Annotated in this window: 13 protein-coding genes and 1 pseudogene; 9 read left to right on the top strand and 5 right to left on the bottom strand. The window is 63.9% G+C overall.

The window, feature by feature from the left end; translation table 11 throughout:
• Window positions 1-41: 41 nt before the first annotated feature.
• On the bottom strand, window positions 42-800 hold the full coding sequence (locus NE609_RS15225; RefSeq protein WP_121587649.1) for a creatininase: 759 nt from the start codon (window positions 798-800) through the stop codon (window positions 42-44).
• A 199-nt stretch (window positions 801-999) separates the two neighbouring features.
• Between NE609_RS15225 and codA the strand changes: the two genes are divergently transcribed.
• Window positions 1,000-2,334, top strand: coding sequence for a cytosine deaminase (gene codA, locus NE609_RS15220; RefSeq protein WP_256152991.1), 1,335 nt, complete (start codon window positions 1,000-1,002; stop codon window positions 2,332-2,334).
• Here the strand turns inward: codA and NE609_RS15215 are convergent.
• Together NE609_RS15215 and NE609_RS17880 are read right to left on the bottom strand one after the other, a co-directional pair.
• Window positions 2,266-3,129: a CdaR family transcriptional regulator gene (locus tag NE609_RS15215; protein WP_256152990.1), complete on the bottom strand. Its 864-nt coding sequence runs from the start codon at window positions 3,127-3,129 to the stop codon at window positions 2,266-2,268. The genes codA and NE609_RS15215 overlap by 69 nt on opposite strands.
• 70 nt (window positions 3,130-3,199) lie before the next feature.
• A pseudogene (locus NE609_RS17880) lies at window positions 3,200-3,457 on the bottom strand (PucR family transcriptional regulator ligand-binding domain-containing protein); the annotation flags it as partial.
• A gap of 139 nt (window positions 3,458-3,596) precedes the next feature.
• Between NE609_RS17880 and NE609_RS15205 the strand changes: the two are divergent.
• The 7 genes from NE609_RS15205 (at window position 3,597) to NE609_RS15175 (ending at window position 11,185) form a co-directional block, all read left to right on the top strand.
• Entirely contained in the window at window positions 3,597-5,009 is a 1,413-nt protein-coding gene (locus NE609_RS15205) for an ADP-ribosylglycohydrolase family protein (RefSeq protein ID WP_121587652.1), read from the top strand.
• Window positions 5,010-5,071: 62 nt separating this feature from the next.
• Window positions 5,072-6,163 carry a BMP family ABC transporter substrate-binding protein gene (locus NE609_RS15200; RefSeq protein ID WP_121587653.1) on the top strand — a complete coding sequence of 364 codons (1,092 nt, stop codon included), beginning with the start codon at window positions 5,072-5,074 and terminating at the stop codon, window positions 6,161-6,163.
• A gap of 92 nt (window positions 6,164-6,255) precedes the next feature.
• Entirely contained in the window at window positions 6,256-7,782 is a 1,527-nt protein-coding gene (locus tag NE609_RS15195; RefSeq protein WP_101549649.1) for an ABC transporter ATP-binding protein, read from the top strand.
• Window positions 7,772-8,866 carry an ABC transporter permease gene (locus NE609_RS15190; protein WP_101549651.1) on the top strand — a complete coding sequence of 365 codons (1,095 nt, stop codon included), beginning with the start codon at window positions 7,772-7,774 and terminating at the stop codon, window positions 8,864-8,866. The genes NE609_RS15195 and NE609_RS15190 overlap by 11 nt, the downstream gene beginning before the upstream one ends.
• A gap of 1 nt (window position 8,867) precedes the next feature.
• Complete coding sequence (locus tag NE609_RS15185; protein ID WP_121587655.1) at window positions 8,868-9,773, top strand: ABC transporter permease; 906 nt, start codon at window positions 8,868-8,870, stop codon at window positions 9,771-9,773.
• Window positions 9,774-9,795: 22 nt separating this feature from the next.
• Window positions 9,796-10,275 (top strand): ureidoglycolate lyase, encoded by a 480-nt coding sequence (locus NE609_RS15180; RefSeq protein ID WP_256152988.1) that lies wholly within the window; start codon window positions 9,796-9,798, stop codon window positions 10,273-10,275.
• A gap of 13 nt (window positions 10,276-10,288) precedes the next feature.
• Complete coding sequence (locus NE609_RS15175; RefSeq protein ID WP_256152987.1) at window positions 10,289-11,185, top strand: ribokinase; 897 nt, start codon at window positions 10,289-10,291, stop codon at window positions 11,183-11,185.
• 338 nt (window positions 11,186-11,523) lie between these two features.
• Here the strand turns inward: NE609_RS15175 and NE609_RS15170 are convergent, their stop codons facing one another.
• Window positions 11,524-12,282 carry a hypothetical protein gene (locus NE609_RS15170; protein ID WP_256152986.1) on the bottom strand — a complete coding sequence of 253 codons (759 nt, stop codon included), beginning with the start codon at window positions 12,280-12,282 and terminating at the stop codon, window positions 11,524-11,526.
• A 171-nt stretch (window positions 12,283-12,453) separates the two neighbouring features.
• Window positions 12,454-13,110, bottom strand: coding sequence for a hypothetical protein (locus tag NE609_RS15165; RefSeq protein WP_256152985.1), 657 nt, complete (start codon window positions 13,108-13,110; stop codon window positions 12,454-12,456).
• A gap of 195 nt (window positions 13,111-13,305) precedes the next feature.
• Between NE609_RS15165 and NE609_RS15160 the strand changes: the two genes are divergently transcribed.
• Entirely contained in the window at window positions 13,306-14,025 is a 720-nt protein-coding gene (locus NE609_RS15160; protein WP_256152984.1) for a glycerophosphodiester phosphodiesterase family protein, read from the top strand.
• The last annotated feature ends 49 nt before the right edge of the window (window positions 14,026-14,074 follow it).

The raw sequence follows: 14,074 nt of genomic DNA, 5'->3' as shown, positions 1-14,074 counted from the left end.
CCCCCCCCCCCCCCCCCCCCCCCCCCCCCGCCCTGTTTTTGTCAGCCTGGGAAGGCCGTACCGACGATCTCGACGAGGCGTGGGAGAACCGCCTCGACGATCAGCCGCCCCTTTTCCGCCGAGGAGGAACGCGCGGTCGCGAGGACCCCGGTGGAGGGAATGGCGTCTTTATCGATGGGGTATTTGAAGTAGGGGCAGGGCGCGGCGCCCTTTGAATCGACGATGAGCTCCTCCCGCACAAGCTCGGGCGCGAAATAGAGCATGAGGGAGGTCTCGGTGATCGCCGCGTGCTCGAACGCCCAGCCGGGGAAGGGCACCTCGTCGAAGAGGCGGCCGATCAGTTCCTCGGGCATGGGGTCCCACCAGTTGGAGAGCACGAGGGTGACGCGGTCCCCATAACGGGCGCTGCACAGGTCCATCGCCTCGATGAGGAAGGGGTCGTTTTCAAAGTGCGCGTTCATAATGAAGATTTTGGTGAAGCCGTCCCGCACGAACTCGTCGAACAGATCGGAGGCGAGCTGCTGGAGCGTCGCGCCGTTCAGGTCGATCGTGCCGGGAAAGAGGGGCCCGCCGCCGCTCAGGGGCTTCGACTTATAGCCGTAGGAGAGGGTGGGGGCGACCACGCCGCCAACCGCCTGGGCGAGCCGGCAGGCGAACTGCTCGGCGAGCACCGCGTCCACGCAGAGCGGCAGGTGCGGCCCGTGCTGTTCGGTCGCGCCGACCGGGAGGATGAGGACCCGGTCCTTTTTCGCCTCAAATTCCCGCCAGGTCATCCGTTCCATCTTGACTTCTTCAAACATACAGCGCCCTCCTTTTGGATGTTCATCACATAATCAAATGATAAGGGAAAAGGATTGTGGCTACAATGTACAAAAAGTCCGAAAGCTCGCCAAATGCTTGTACGCAGGGTACAATGACGAAGCCGTTTCGCTGTGCTATGCTTTTTAACAGAGAACACGGCGGCCATCGGCCCGCCTGGATCAAAGGGGATTTCTGCACATGAAGAGAACCTTATTTCTGAACGCGAAGCTCAAGGGCGCCGCCGGCGTCACCGACCTTTTGGTGGAGGACGGCGTCTTTTCGGAGATCGCCCCCGGCCTGGGCGCCCGGTATCCGGAGGCCGAGCGGGTGGACCTCGGCGGGAAGCTGACGCTTCCGCCCTATGTGGAGCCGCACATCCATCTGGATTATGTATATACGGCGCGCGAACCCGGCGCGAAAAACCACAGCGGGACCCTCTTCGAGGGTATCCAGCGCTGGTCGGAGACAAAGGGCGGCATGTCCGGGGAGGAGATCAAGCGCCGCGCCCGCATCGCCCTGCGCAAGCAGATCCTGAGCGGCATCCAGTACGTCCGCACCCATGTGGACGTGACCGACCCCAACCTCACCGGCCTGAAGGCGATGCTGGAGCTGCGCGAGGAGGTCTCCGACCTCGTCACCATGCAGATCATCGCCTTCCCGCAGGAGGGGATGTACTCCTTCCCGGGCGGGGACGAGCTCGTCGAGGAGGCGCTCAGGATGGGCGCCGACGTCGTCGGCGCGATCCCGCACTTTGAATTCACCCGCGAGTTCGGGCTGCGCTCGGTCAAAAAGGCGGTCGAGCTCGCGATCAAATACGGAAAGCTCGTGGATATCCACTGCGACGAGACGGACGACGAGCAGTCCCGCTTCCTCGAGGAGCTGGCCGCGCAGGCCTACCTCGGCGGCATCGGCGAACTGACCACCGCCAGCCACACCTGTGCGATGGCCTCCTACAACAACGCCTACACCGCCAAGCTCTTTAAGCTGCTCAAGCTCGCGAAGCTCAACTTCATCTCCTGCCCGACCGAGAACATGCATCTTCAGGGCCGGTGCGACAGCTACCCCAAGCGCCGCGGCGTGACCCGCGTGCCCGAGCTGCTCGCCGAGGGACTCAACGTCTGCTTCGCGCAGGATTCGATCTCCGACCCGTGGTATCCGCTCGGTTCGGGGAACCTCATGAACATCCTCGACGCCGGCCTGCACGCCTGCCAGCTCACGAGCATCGAGCAGATCTACGGCGCGCTCGACTTGATCACGGTGAACGGCGCGAAGACGCTGCACATCCAGGATGCCTACGGCATCGCGCCGGGCAGGGACGCCAACTTTATCGTGCTCAACGCCACCGACGAGTTTGATGCGGTCTGCGAACGCGCGAGCGTCGCCTGTTCGGTGCGCGGGGGAGAATTCCTCTTCCGGCGGTTCGAGCAGGTCGAAACCGACCGGGGCTTTTTACGGGAGGAACCGCTATTTTTCGATGAATTCCGCGGCAAGGATGCTGTTGAAGAGTTCGTGCCGGACAAACGCATCGTCTAAATCCTTGGCGAGCAGCCCCTTGATCGTGTTAAGGCGGTAGATGAGGGTGTTGCGGTGGATATAGAGCGCCTGGGAGGTCCGCAGCAGGTTGCAGTTGTTGTAGAGGTAGCTGCGCAGCGTGCCCACGAGGTCGGAGCCGTTCTTTTGGTCCGCCTCGAGCAGCGGCCCGAGGTTTTCCCGGGAGTACTTCCGGATCTCCTCGGGGTTCTCGATTTCAAAGAACAGCCGGAAGATGCCGAGCTCGGAATAGTGCAGCACCTGTTCCCGGCTGATCCCCTTGGCCATCGTGGCCAGCGCCTTTTTGGCCTCCGAGTAGCTCGTCCGGATGGGGCAGCCCTTCTGGCACACCCGTCCGAAGCCGAGGCGCAGCGGCGCGTGGGGATAGCGCTTGGAGAGCACGCCGAACGTCTCGGTGAGGCATTTGTCAAGCGCGTCGGCGTCCCGTTCGGTCTTGCCGAGCGCGAGGCAGACGACCGTGTTGAGATATCCCATCGCCAGGACGCTGCGCCCCTCCCCCTCGCCGCACGATTTGAGGGTGTGGGAGAGGTCGCTCTTGATGGTGTCCAGGGCGGCGGCCGCCGGGTCCCCGGCCTGGATCTCCGCCACCGCGATGAAGCGGAAGGCGCGCTGGGGGATCCCGAACAGCCCGGAGAGCTCCTCGAAGGTGCGGCTGTCGTCCGCGGAAAAGAGCAGCTGTTCCAGGAACCGCTGCCCCTTCTTCGACTGCTCCTTGCGGTACATAATGTTTTCGGAGATCTCCTGCGTCACGTCGATCAGCTTGACGTCCCAGGGCATCTCGAAGAGCGGGAAGCAGGACGCGTCGGCCAGCTCGACCAGCGACGGGGGGGATCTCGGGGATGTAGCGTTCCCCGGTGAGCATGACCATGCCGGCCAGCCCCTTGGAGACCGATTCACGCATAAGGGAGAGCAGGCTCTCCTCCCCGCAGTCGAGACCCGCGCCCGAAATGAAGATCAGCTCCCCGCCGTGCAGCCACTGGGAGATGGTCGAGGTGGTGCAGATGAACGGCCAGGAGATCTGCCGGTAGAGCCCCTTTTCACCGGCGACCAGCCGGATCTGCTTGAAGTGCCTGAGGCCCTTGAGGTCCGCGCAGGAGATGGACATGGGGCGTCCTCCTTCCAAAACATTGCAGGCGGCAAACGCAAAAAAACCTGATCGTACCAGCCTGAAAGTATCAGGACCATTATAATACAACCCCCATTTTTTGACCATGTCATAATTTTACAGATAGGAGTGTTACCGCATGAAACAAGCGTGGGAATGGGATTACGAAATGTTCAGCGGCGCGGTGCCGGTGAAGGACCGCACCGACCTCATCCAGTGGGACAACCTTTTGGAGGGCAAGTTCCTCGAGGAGGCGCGCCAGATGCTCGAGAGCGGCAAGGGCGCGTGGACCAAGCCTCTGCCCGAGTCGAAGGCGCCCTACTCCAAGATGCTCGGCGCGATCAGCAGCATGGCGAACATGGGCTACGACGTCACCGAGGCGGACAAGCTCATTCCGCTGGCGTTCGACGCGATCCGGGAGGACCGCCTCATCGACCTGCAGGTCCTCAACGCGCGGGTGTTCAAGGCGCTCGCCGAGGCCCCCAAGATCGAGGGGCACCCCTACTGGTCCTACGTGGTCTACGAGAGCTTTGAGCAGTACCTGCAAAACGCGCAGCTCTGCGACTATCCCGATTACCGGCTTCCCGGCCGGGAGGAGCTCTTCGACCGGGTGCACGCGGGCTGGCTGGGCGAGATCATCGGCTCGGCGCTCGGCACGGCGGTGGAGGGCTTCAAATCCTCCAGGCTGTGGGAGGTGTTCGGGGAGATCGACGGCTACGTCAAGCCCCCCGAGACCCTCAACGACGACATCACCTTCGAGCTCGCGCTGCTCGAGGCGTTCCGTGAAAAGGGTTACGCGATCGATTCCGACGACATCGCCGACAAGTGGGTGGGGCTCATCCCCTTCGCCTACACGGCCGAGGAGGTCGCCCTGCGCCACATGCGCTCGGGCATCTATCCGCCGCAGAGCGGCTACCTCGTCAATCCCTACCGCGAGATGATCGGCGCCGCGATGCGCGCGGCCATCTGCGGCGCGCTCGCCCCCGGCAGGCCCAGGCTGGCCGCCGAGCTCGCCTGGAAGGACGGGCGGGTCTCCCACCACAACAACGGCATCCTCGCGGAGGTCTTCAACGCGGTGCTCGTCTCGATGGCCTACGTCGAGACCGACATGCGCACCGTTCTGGAGAAGGCGATGCGCGCCATCCCGATGGACAGCGAGTTCTACACCGTGCTCGAGTTCGCCTTCGAGGCGTGCGAGAAATCGGCGACCTACCGCGAGGCGTGGGAGCTGTGCGAGGAAAAATACAAGCACTACAACTGGGTGCACTGCTACCCGAACATGGCCTCCGAGGTGATCGCGATCTACTTCGCGGGCAACGACTACCAAAAGGCGATGAGCATCCTGATGATGTCCGGGCAGGACAACGACTGCACCGGCGGCCCGATCGGGCACGCCTACGGCGCGATGCTCGGGACGGCGGCGCTCGACAAAAAGTTCACCGAGCCGCTCGAGGACCGGCTGGACACCTACGTGCGCACGATGGAAACCCAGAGCATCACCTCCCTTTCGGAAAAGACGACCGACGCGATCTTAAAGCACTGGCAGGAATAACGGACCCAGGAGGAAAGGAAGCCTCTTAACGATAAGCTAGGAAGAAAGGAAGTTATGAAAAAATGAAAAGATCGATCTCTCTGCTTCTCTGCCTCGCGCTCTTAGCGGGCGTCTTCGCGGGCTGCGCGACCGCCCCCGCCCCCTCGCAGGCCAGCCAGGCCCCCGCTTCCGAAGCGGCCCCCGCGCCCTCCGAGGACGCCGCCCCCGCCGAGGAGCCCGCCGCACAGGCCGAAGCGAGCGTCCCGACCGGCGACAAGCCGATCGCGCTGCTCATCCCGTCCCCCGTGGGCGACCCGTTCATCGCGCTGTGCGTGAAGGGCCTTGAGAAGCTGTCCGCCGAGACCGGGGCCGAGCTCAAGATCATTGAGACGCTCGACAAGGCGGAATATGAGGATCAGGTCCGCGCGATGGCCGAGCTGGGCGCCAACCCCGTCTACTGCATGTGGGGCGACCTGTCCGAGCTGGCCGTCAAGGTGGCTCCCGAGTATCCGGACACCAAGTTCATCCTCGCGGACGTCTACATGAAGACGAACGAGCCGAACGTCAGCTCGATCTCGGTCGACCCGTACGCCTCCTCCTTCATCGCGGGCTATCTCGCGGCGAACACCACCGAGGCCAAGAAGGTGGGCTTCATCGCCCACGCGGACCGTCCCGTCAGCCGCCGGTACCGCGACGGCTTCATCGCCGGCGTGCACCACGTCGATGAGAACATCCCCGTCGAGGTTGCCTATGTCGGCAACGACCAGGACCCCGTCAAGGGCCAGGAAGTCGCCAAGCTGATGATCCAGAATAACGGCGTCGACCTCATCTTCCAGTCCGCCTCCCGCAGCGGCCTCGGCGTCATCGCCGGCTGCGCCGACCAGGGCATCAAGTGCATCGGCAGCGACGACTACCAGGGCGACGTCGATCCGTGCGTCTTCTGGTCCGCCCTCAAGCCGTTCGACGAGGCCCTCTATGTGGAAGGCAAGAGCGTGTTCGACGGCACCTACGAGAGCGGCGACAAGGCCTACGGCCTGGCGCAGGGGCTCCCGATGTACGATCAGCGCGACTTTGACAAGCTCCCCAAGGAGCTGCAGGACGGCGTGCTCGAGATCGTCGAGGGCATCAAGAACGGCACCATCCAGGTCACTGAGGACGAAAACGTTGTAAAATAACCCCCGAACGCTCCGGTGGGCGGCAGGAAGGCTCCTGCCGCCCGCCGAATAATCCAACGGACGGAATGGTTCCGCTCAGGATGGAGGCAATTATGGAAGACGTCATTCTGGAAGTCAAGGGGATGTGCAAATACTTCGGCTCGCTCGTCGCGAACGAGGACATCAACATGACGGTGAAGCGCGCGTCGGTGCATTCGATCATCGGCGAAAACGGCGCGGGCAAGTCGACGCTGATGAACATGATCGCGGGCATCTATAAGCCGAGCAAGGGCGAGGTGTTCGTCAACGGCAAAAAGGTCGTGTTCCGCAACCCCAACGACGCGGCGAAATGCGGGATCGGCATGGTCCACCAGGAATTCATGCTCTATCCCGAGCTTACGGTGCTGGAAAACCTCATGATGGGCTTTGAGACCACCCGCATGGGATATTTCCTGGACAGGAAAAAGGCGAGGAAGGATATCCAGGAGATCTGCGACAAGTACAAGTTTTCCATCCCGCTGGACGAAAAGGCGCAGGACCTGCCTGTTTCGCTCCTCCAGCAGGTGGAGATCGTGAAGGTCCTCTACAAGGGCGCGGACATCATCATCCTCGACGAGCCGACCGCGGTGCTCACCCCGCAGGGGATCGAGGGCCTGTTCGATGCGATCCGCTATCTGACTGAACACGGAAAAACTGTGATCCTGATTACCCACAAGCTCAAAGAGGTAATGGAGATCTCTGACTATATTACGGTGCTCAAAAACGGCCGCGTCACCGGCAACCTGACCCCCGCCGAGGCCAGCGAGCAGCTGCTCGCAAGCCTGATGGTCGGGCGCGAGGTGCTTTTCAACACCCAGAAGCAGGAAAAGGAGATCGGCGAGGATCTGCTGGCCGTGAAGGATTTGACCGTCAAGAGCGACGACGGCGTCGTCAAGGTCAAGAACGTCAGCTTCTCGGTGAAAAAGGGCGAGATCGTCGGCGTCGCCGGCGTCGCGGGCTCGGGGCAGGGAGAGCTGATCGAAAGCCTCTTCGGGCTGCGCAGGCCCGAATCGGGCGAGATCCGCTACAAGGGGGAGAACATCACCCACCTCTCTCCGCGCGGCCACCGGGTCGACCGGATCGGCTACGTCCCGCAGGACCGCCTCGGCACCGGCTGCGCCCGGGATTCGAGCATCCTGGAAAACTGCATCATGGGCTACCATGTGGCCCACAAGTTCAAAAACCCGCTGCTCGTCAACAAAAAGGAGGCTGAAGGGTTCTCCAAACAGGTCGTCGAGGACTTCTCGGTCAAGGCCGAAAGCGTCTACACGCAGATCGGCACCCTCTCGGGCGGAAACATCCAGAAGGTGGTCGTCGGGCGGGAGTTCTGCCAGGAGAACGACCTGCTGGTCGTCGAGGACCCCACCCGCGGCATCGACGTGGGCGCGATCGAGTTTATCTGGCAGAAGATCATCCAGATCGCGGAGGCGGGCGTCTCGGTCCTGCTCGTGAGCCACGAACTCGGCGAGGTCATGGAGCTTTCCGACCGCATCCTCGTCATGTATAACGGCGAGATTACCGGAAACCTGCGGAATACCGACGAGCTGGACGAGCAGACGGTCGGCATGTACATGTTGGGAGGGAAAAGGGATGAAGCTTAACCTCAGGCTTTCCACGAACGGAAAGCTCACCGTCCTCAAATATCTCGTCGCCGCGCTGCTGGTCATGATCATCGGATCGATCATCATCCTTTCCCAGGGCAACAGCCCGGCGGAGGCGTTCAAGGCGCTCGGCGTGGGCGCGTTCGGCAGCGTCAGCGCGATCGGCACCACGATCCGATGGGCCACCCCGAGCATCATCACCGGCATCTCCGCCGTCATCGCCTTCAAATCGGGCATCTGGAACGTGGGCATCGAGGGGCAGATGTATTTCGGCGCGTTCGTCTCGGCGGTCGTCGGCTACCAGCTGCTCATGCCCCGCGGGGTACATATCGTCGTCTGCCTGCTGGTGGCGGGGCTCAGCGGCATGATCTTCTCCTTCATCCCCGCCATCCTCAAGCTGCTGCTCGACGTCAACGAGCTGATCAGCACCCTGATGCTCAACTACGCGGCGCTGCTCTTCACCGAGTACCTGACCTTCAAGTACATGGGCTTCGACGCGTCCGAGCTGGCCGACGCGATCGCCACCCCGGACATGCAGCCGACCGCGCGCCTGTCGGTGCTCCTGCCGCGCACGAGCGCGACGACGGCGATCTTCATCGCCATCGGCATCGCGATCCTGGTGCACCTGCTCTACAAGTACACCGTCAAGGGGTACGAGCTCAAGATGGTCGGTGAGAACCTCAAGTTTTCCAAGTTCGGCGGCGTCAACTACAAGAGCACCTTCCTGACGATCTTCCTGCTCAGCGGGTTCATCGCGGGCATGTGCGGCGGCACCGAAATGATGGGCACCTTCGGCAAGTTCCGCCCCGGCTTCGCCACCAACCTCGGCTGGGACGGCGTCATGATCGCCTCGATCGCCAAGAACAACCCCATCGCGGTCATCTTCATCTCGTTCATCTGGGGCGCGCTCAAGAGCGGCTCCTTCCACATGGAACGCGTCACCGAGACCAACCGGCTGGTGATTTCGGTGCTCCAGGCGCTCTTCGTGCTGCTTGTCGCGATCGACTACGAGGCGCTCTACAAGTGGTTCTGCGACCAGAAACAACTGCGCATGCTGCGCAAACAGGAAAGCGGGGTGCAGTGAGATGCTGGGAATTCTGCTGAGCACCTCCACGCTGGCGGCGACCGTCCGCCTGTCCGCGCCGCTCGCGCTGGCCACGATGGGCAGCGTCTTCGGCCACAAGGCGAAAATCTTCAACATCGGGCTGGAAAGCTACGTGCTCACGAGCGCCTTCTTCGCCACCTGGGGCAGCTACCTCTTCGAGAACGCGTTCATGGGGCTGCTCTTCGGCATGGTCAGCGGCGTCGTGATGTCCGCGATCTTCGGCACCTTCGTGCTGCACTTCAAGTCCGACCCCATCGTCGTCGGCATCGCGATGAACCTGAGCGCGTGGGGGCTCACCTCGCTGCTCCTCTTCAACATCTTCCACATCCGCGGCTCGATCATGGATCCGCGCATCAAGAGCTTCGGCAGCATCGACATCCCGCTGCTGGGCAGGATCCCCTTCGTGGGCGAGCTGCTCAACAACCACAACATCCTCGTTTACGCGGCCTTCGCCGTCGTGATCGTCTCGCAGATCGTCATGTACAAGACCCGCTTCGGTCTGCGCCTGCGGGGCGTCGGCCTCAACGAAAAGGCGATCCAGAGCGCGGGCGTCTCGGTGACCAAGTACAAATGGGCCTCGCTGATCATCACCGGCGTGCTCGCGGGCGCGGCGGGGGCCTGCCTGCCGCTGAGCGGCATCTCGATGTTCACCGAGAACATGTCCGCCGGCAAGGGCTTCCTCGCGGTCTCGGCCGCGCGCATCGGCAAGGGCGACCCCTTCAAGGCGTTCTTCGCCTGCCTGATCTTCGCGTTCGCGGACGCGGTGTCGGTCGGCCTCCAGAGCTTCAACATCCCCTCGCAGCTCGTGCTGATGACCCCCTATATCGCCACCGTCGTGGTGATGTGCCTGACGAACCTCGATCAGCTCAAGAAAAACGCCGTCTGACGGCCGGAAAGGGTTGGATAGGATGACCATCAAGGCGATCCCCATCGGGGAGTTCGACTTTACCCCCTACGGGACCTACTACAATCTGAAGGAGGACGCCGAACGGGTGTCCCACACGAAGACCGACGCCTATGAGGACCACATGACCAAAGCCCCCCTCATCGACACGCTGGGGCACCTGGGCTACACGATCGGCGGGGCCGCGCCCTGCGAGGTGCGCTCGATGGAGAAGCACGCCCACACTGAGGAGGCGATCTTCTGCATGGCGGAGCCGGTCATCCTCTGCGTGGCGCTGGCCCGCGGCGGCGAGCCGCCGCGCGCGGAGGACGTGCGCGCGGTGCTGCTCTCCCCCGGGGAGGCGGCCGTCATGGCGCGGGAGGTCTGGCACGACGCCTGCCGCGGGCTCGGAAAGCCCGCCGGCTACTACTACCTCGCCAAGGCGGGGGAGCGCCCCGCCGACTGGCTGCCGGTGAGCGGCGGGCCGGTCGCGCTCGAATACTGAGGGGGGCCCCGCGATGCGTGTATTGAATTTCGGCTCCCTCAACATCGACTATGTCTATTCCCTCGACCACATCGTCGCGCCCGGCGAGACGATCACCTCCCGGGGGCTCGAGGTCTTCCCGGGTGGCAAGGGCCTCAACCAGTCGGTGGCGCTCGCGCGCGCGGGCGCCGAGGTCTGCCACGCGGGCATGGTGGGAGAGGACGGCGGCATGCTGCTCGACGTCTGCCGGGAGGCGGGCGTGGATGTGAGCCGCGTGCGCACCGCCGGAACCCGCACCGGCAACGCGATCATCCAGGTGAGCGCGAAGGGACAGAACAGCATCGTGCTCTATCCCGGCGCGAACCGCGCGATCACGCGGGAATACGCGGACGGGGTCCTCGCGGATTTCGGCGCGGGGGACCTGCTCCTGCTGCAAAATGAGGTAAACCTCGTGGACTACCTGATCGACCGCGCGCATGAGCGCGGGATGACCATTGCGCTCAACCCCTCACCCTTCGACGAGCGGATGCTTGCGTGCGACCTTCGGAAGGTGGATATCTTCCTCCTCAACGAGGTGGAGGGCGCGCAGATCTCCGGCAGGGAGGACCCCCTGGAAATCCTGCCGGAGATGCTCTCGCGGTTCCCCGGCTCCCGTATCGTGCTGACGCTGGGGAAGAGCGGCGTCCTCTACGGGGAGGGGGAAACGCGGCTCTCCCAAGGGGTGTACGACGTGCCCGTTGTGGACACGACGGCCGCGGGGGACACCTTCACCGGCTTTTTCCTCGCGGCGGCGCTGGGAGGGGAGACGGTGGCGGAGGCGCTGCGGCTCGCGTCGGTGGCCTCCTCGCTGGCGGTATCCAAAAAGGGCGCGTCCTCCTCGATCCCGACGATCGAAGAGGTGCGCGCCGCGAGGCTCCCTCTGTCAAAATAGCCCCGGGGGTATAAGGAAGGGCCGGGCGATGGGAAAAATCCCATCGCCCGGCCCTTATGTGATCGCCGCCTCCCGCGCCGCCGGCCCCGCCCGCGCCCGCGAAGGCCGCGGGCGCGGGATCTCTGTGCCGGTGTGGTTATAACAGGAGGGTCGGGTGTAACAGGAGAACGGCTGGTGGATGCCCGGGAAGGCATGGTGTGGCAGAGCGGTGCATCTTTGGTTACCTCCCAAAGAAACGGGGGAACACCCCCATTGACAGGATATGCGCGGACGGGGGGAGGGGTGCGGGGAAAAACGGATCTGGCCCCGCCGGGGCGGGACCGGATCCGAGGGTTTTCTCAGCCCGCCTCATCCCGCACGCGGAAATCCTCGAGGGAGGAAAAGAAAAACTTCCGGTTGCCGAAAAAGTAAAAAAGGAAAAAGAGGCAGACGAGCACGAAGAGGCCGCACTCGACCGTGTTGGCAAAGAGGGTGAAGTCCTCTCCCGTCTTGACAAACAGCCCGACGAGCTTGCCGATCAGGGAGGTGTTCCCGGCGGCCTGCGCGCCGCCCATCATACCGTCCATCCCCATGCCCATCCCGCCGGACGGGTCCATGCCGCCCATCGCGCCCATGCCCCCGCCCGAAAAGATCGACAGGGAGCTCCCGGCCGCGGCGGCGACCCCCTCCTGAAGGGAGGAGAAGAAGGCCGTGAGCCCGCCGGAGATCGACAGGGCCGCCTGCGCCGCCGGGGCGACGGCCGCCTGGAGGTCGGCGGAGACCGCCCCGCCCCGCCCGTCGAGCAGGGTGGGGAAGAAGGTCTGGATGACGCGCGATGCCCCCGCCGCGAAGAGGAAGACGATGTTGCTGAAGAAGGCGTAGCGGTCGACGCCGTAGACCGAGAGCCACGCCGCGGCGCCGAGGACGAGGATGATGAACGCCGATAAAAACTCGGTGACCGTCTCGAACTGGGCGCTTGCAACGGTGGCGCGCCAGGTAAAGCTGACCGCCTGCCAGACGACGAAGACCGGCAGCAGCAGATAGATATAGAGATTCAGCGCGCCCATCGGGCGCCCGTAATATTCGATTTTCCTGGCGCGGTAGTCCTTGCTACCCATGGCAATCCCCCCACATCTGGCCGCGACGCCCCTCGGGCGGTCGCCGCGCAACACAATCATATCACAAAATGCGCAAAGGTCCAACCATAGAGTGCGGCGTTTGGCGCGTTTTCCTGCGGACGGCCGAAAAAAAGTCCCCGCCCTTTGCGGGCGGGGACGGGACGCGCGGGTTCATTTGGCAAAGGAGGGAAGGACGGCCTTGGTCCCGGGGGCCGCCCCGGATACGTCGGAGGCCGGCTTGGAGGCGGCGTCCCGCTTCTCTTCGGCGCGGTCGGCGTCGGTGACCCTGCGGGGGGAGAGCGCGCCGGAGGTGTTTTCCACCTTCTGCGCCGAGATCACATAGGTGCCGGGCGCGCGGGTGCGGATCGCGAAGACGGGGTCGCCGTCTCCCGTCTCGGTGGCGGTGAAGCTGGAGGTCACGTCGGTGAGGCCGGTCTTTTTCACCTGGTAGATCGTCACGTCGCCCGGCTTGACGGTCAGCTCCCCGTCTTCATCCACGAAGCGGTTGTAGAGCAGCAGGGTGGGCGCGGAGGTGGCGGGGATCGACGGGTTCACCGTGAAGGCGTAGAGGTAGGCGTCGAGGTCGTAGAAGTCGGCACCGTAGGCGCAGTCGTCCCAGTCGGTCGACAGCTCGACGTAAAACTTCTCCGCGTCGGAATCCGCCTTGAAGGAGAGCTTGGCGTAGGTGACGTTGTCGTTGCCGAAGGTGACGGTGTTGTCGCCGTTTTCGTTCGGCTTGACGACACCGCCCATCGAAGACGCGAAGGCGGCGGTCGCGAGCGCGGACGCCGTCAGGACGGCGAGGAGCAGGGAAATCCATTTTTTCATGTCGGTTCCTCCTGAAAGCTGTGTTGGGTCCGGTAAAGAACAACTTCATTATACCCGCCAAATGTGAATAATGCGTGAAATCTTATTCAATTTCCCCGGAAAGACCGAGCGGGCGTTGCGGCGGGACGCGGCGCGTGGTAAAATGGAACCGGCCGGGAAACCGGCCGATCAAATCTGTCATGGAGATTATGCGCAATGCTGCTGAAAGGATATCAGAAGGTGGCCCACCGGGGGCTGCACGCGGCGGGGAAGGGGGTCCCCGAGAACTCCCTGCCCGCGTTTCGCGCGGCGGCCGAGGCGGGCTATGCGATCGAGCTGGACGTGCACCGCGCGGCGGACGGGACGCTCGTGGTCTTCCACGACCATGACCTGCGGCGGATGACGGGAGCGCGGGGGACGGTGGAGCGGATGAACTTCCGGAGCCTGCGCCGCCTGCGGCTGGGCGACACCGCCTGCACGATCCCGCTGCTGCGGGAGGTGCTCGAATGTGTGGACGGGCGGGTGCCGCTGCTCATCGAACTTAAAAACGGCGGGCTCCCCGGCGCGCTGGAGCGCGCGCTCGTGCGGGAGCTCGCGGGCTACCGCGGCCCGGTGATCCTCGAGTCCTTCAACCCCCTCACCGTCTGGTGGCTGCGGAGAAACGCGCCCCATCTTGTGTGCGGCCAGCTCGCCTGCCGGAAGTACGAGGGCCTGCGGGACGGCCTGCGCGCCTACGCCCTGCGGCATATGCTCTTCAACTGCGTTTCGAGGCCCCAGTTCGTCGCCTACGAGCTGGGCGGCATCACCGAAAAGCTGCGGCTGAAATGCCGCCGCAAAAGGCTTCCGCTGCTCGCGTGGACGGTGCGCACCCCGGAGGAGGGCAGGCTCGCGCGCGCCAGGTGCGACGGCATGATCTTTGAAGCGATCCGCCCGTGAACGGGCATAAAACGAGGGGGGGGGGGGGGGGGGGGGGGGGGGGGGGGGG

The organism is Anaerotruncus sp. DFI.9.16, from assembly GCF_024461615.1.
In the GTDB taxonomy this organism is placed as follows: domain Bacteria; phylum Bacillota; class Clostridia; order Oscillospirales; family Ruminococcaceae; genus Anaerotruncus; species Anaerotruncus massiliensis.
Note: the sequence above shows the minus strand (reverse complement) of the source record. Positions and strands in the feature narration are given on the sequence as shown.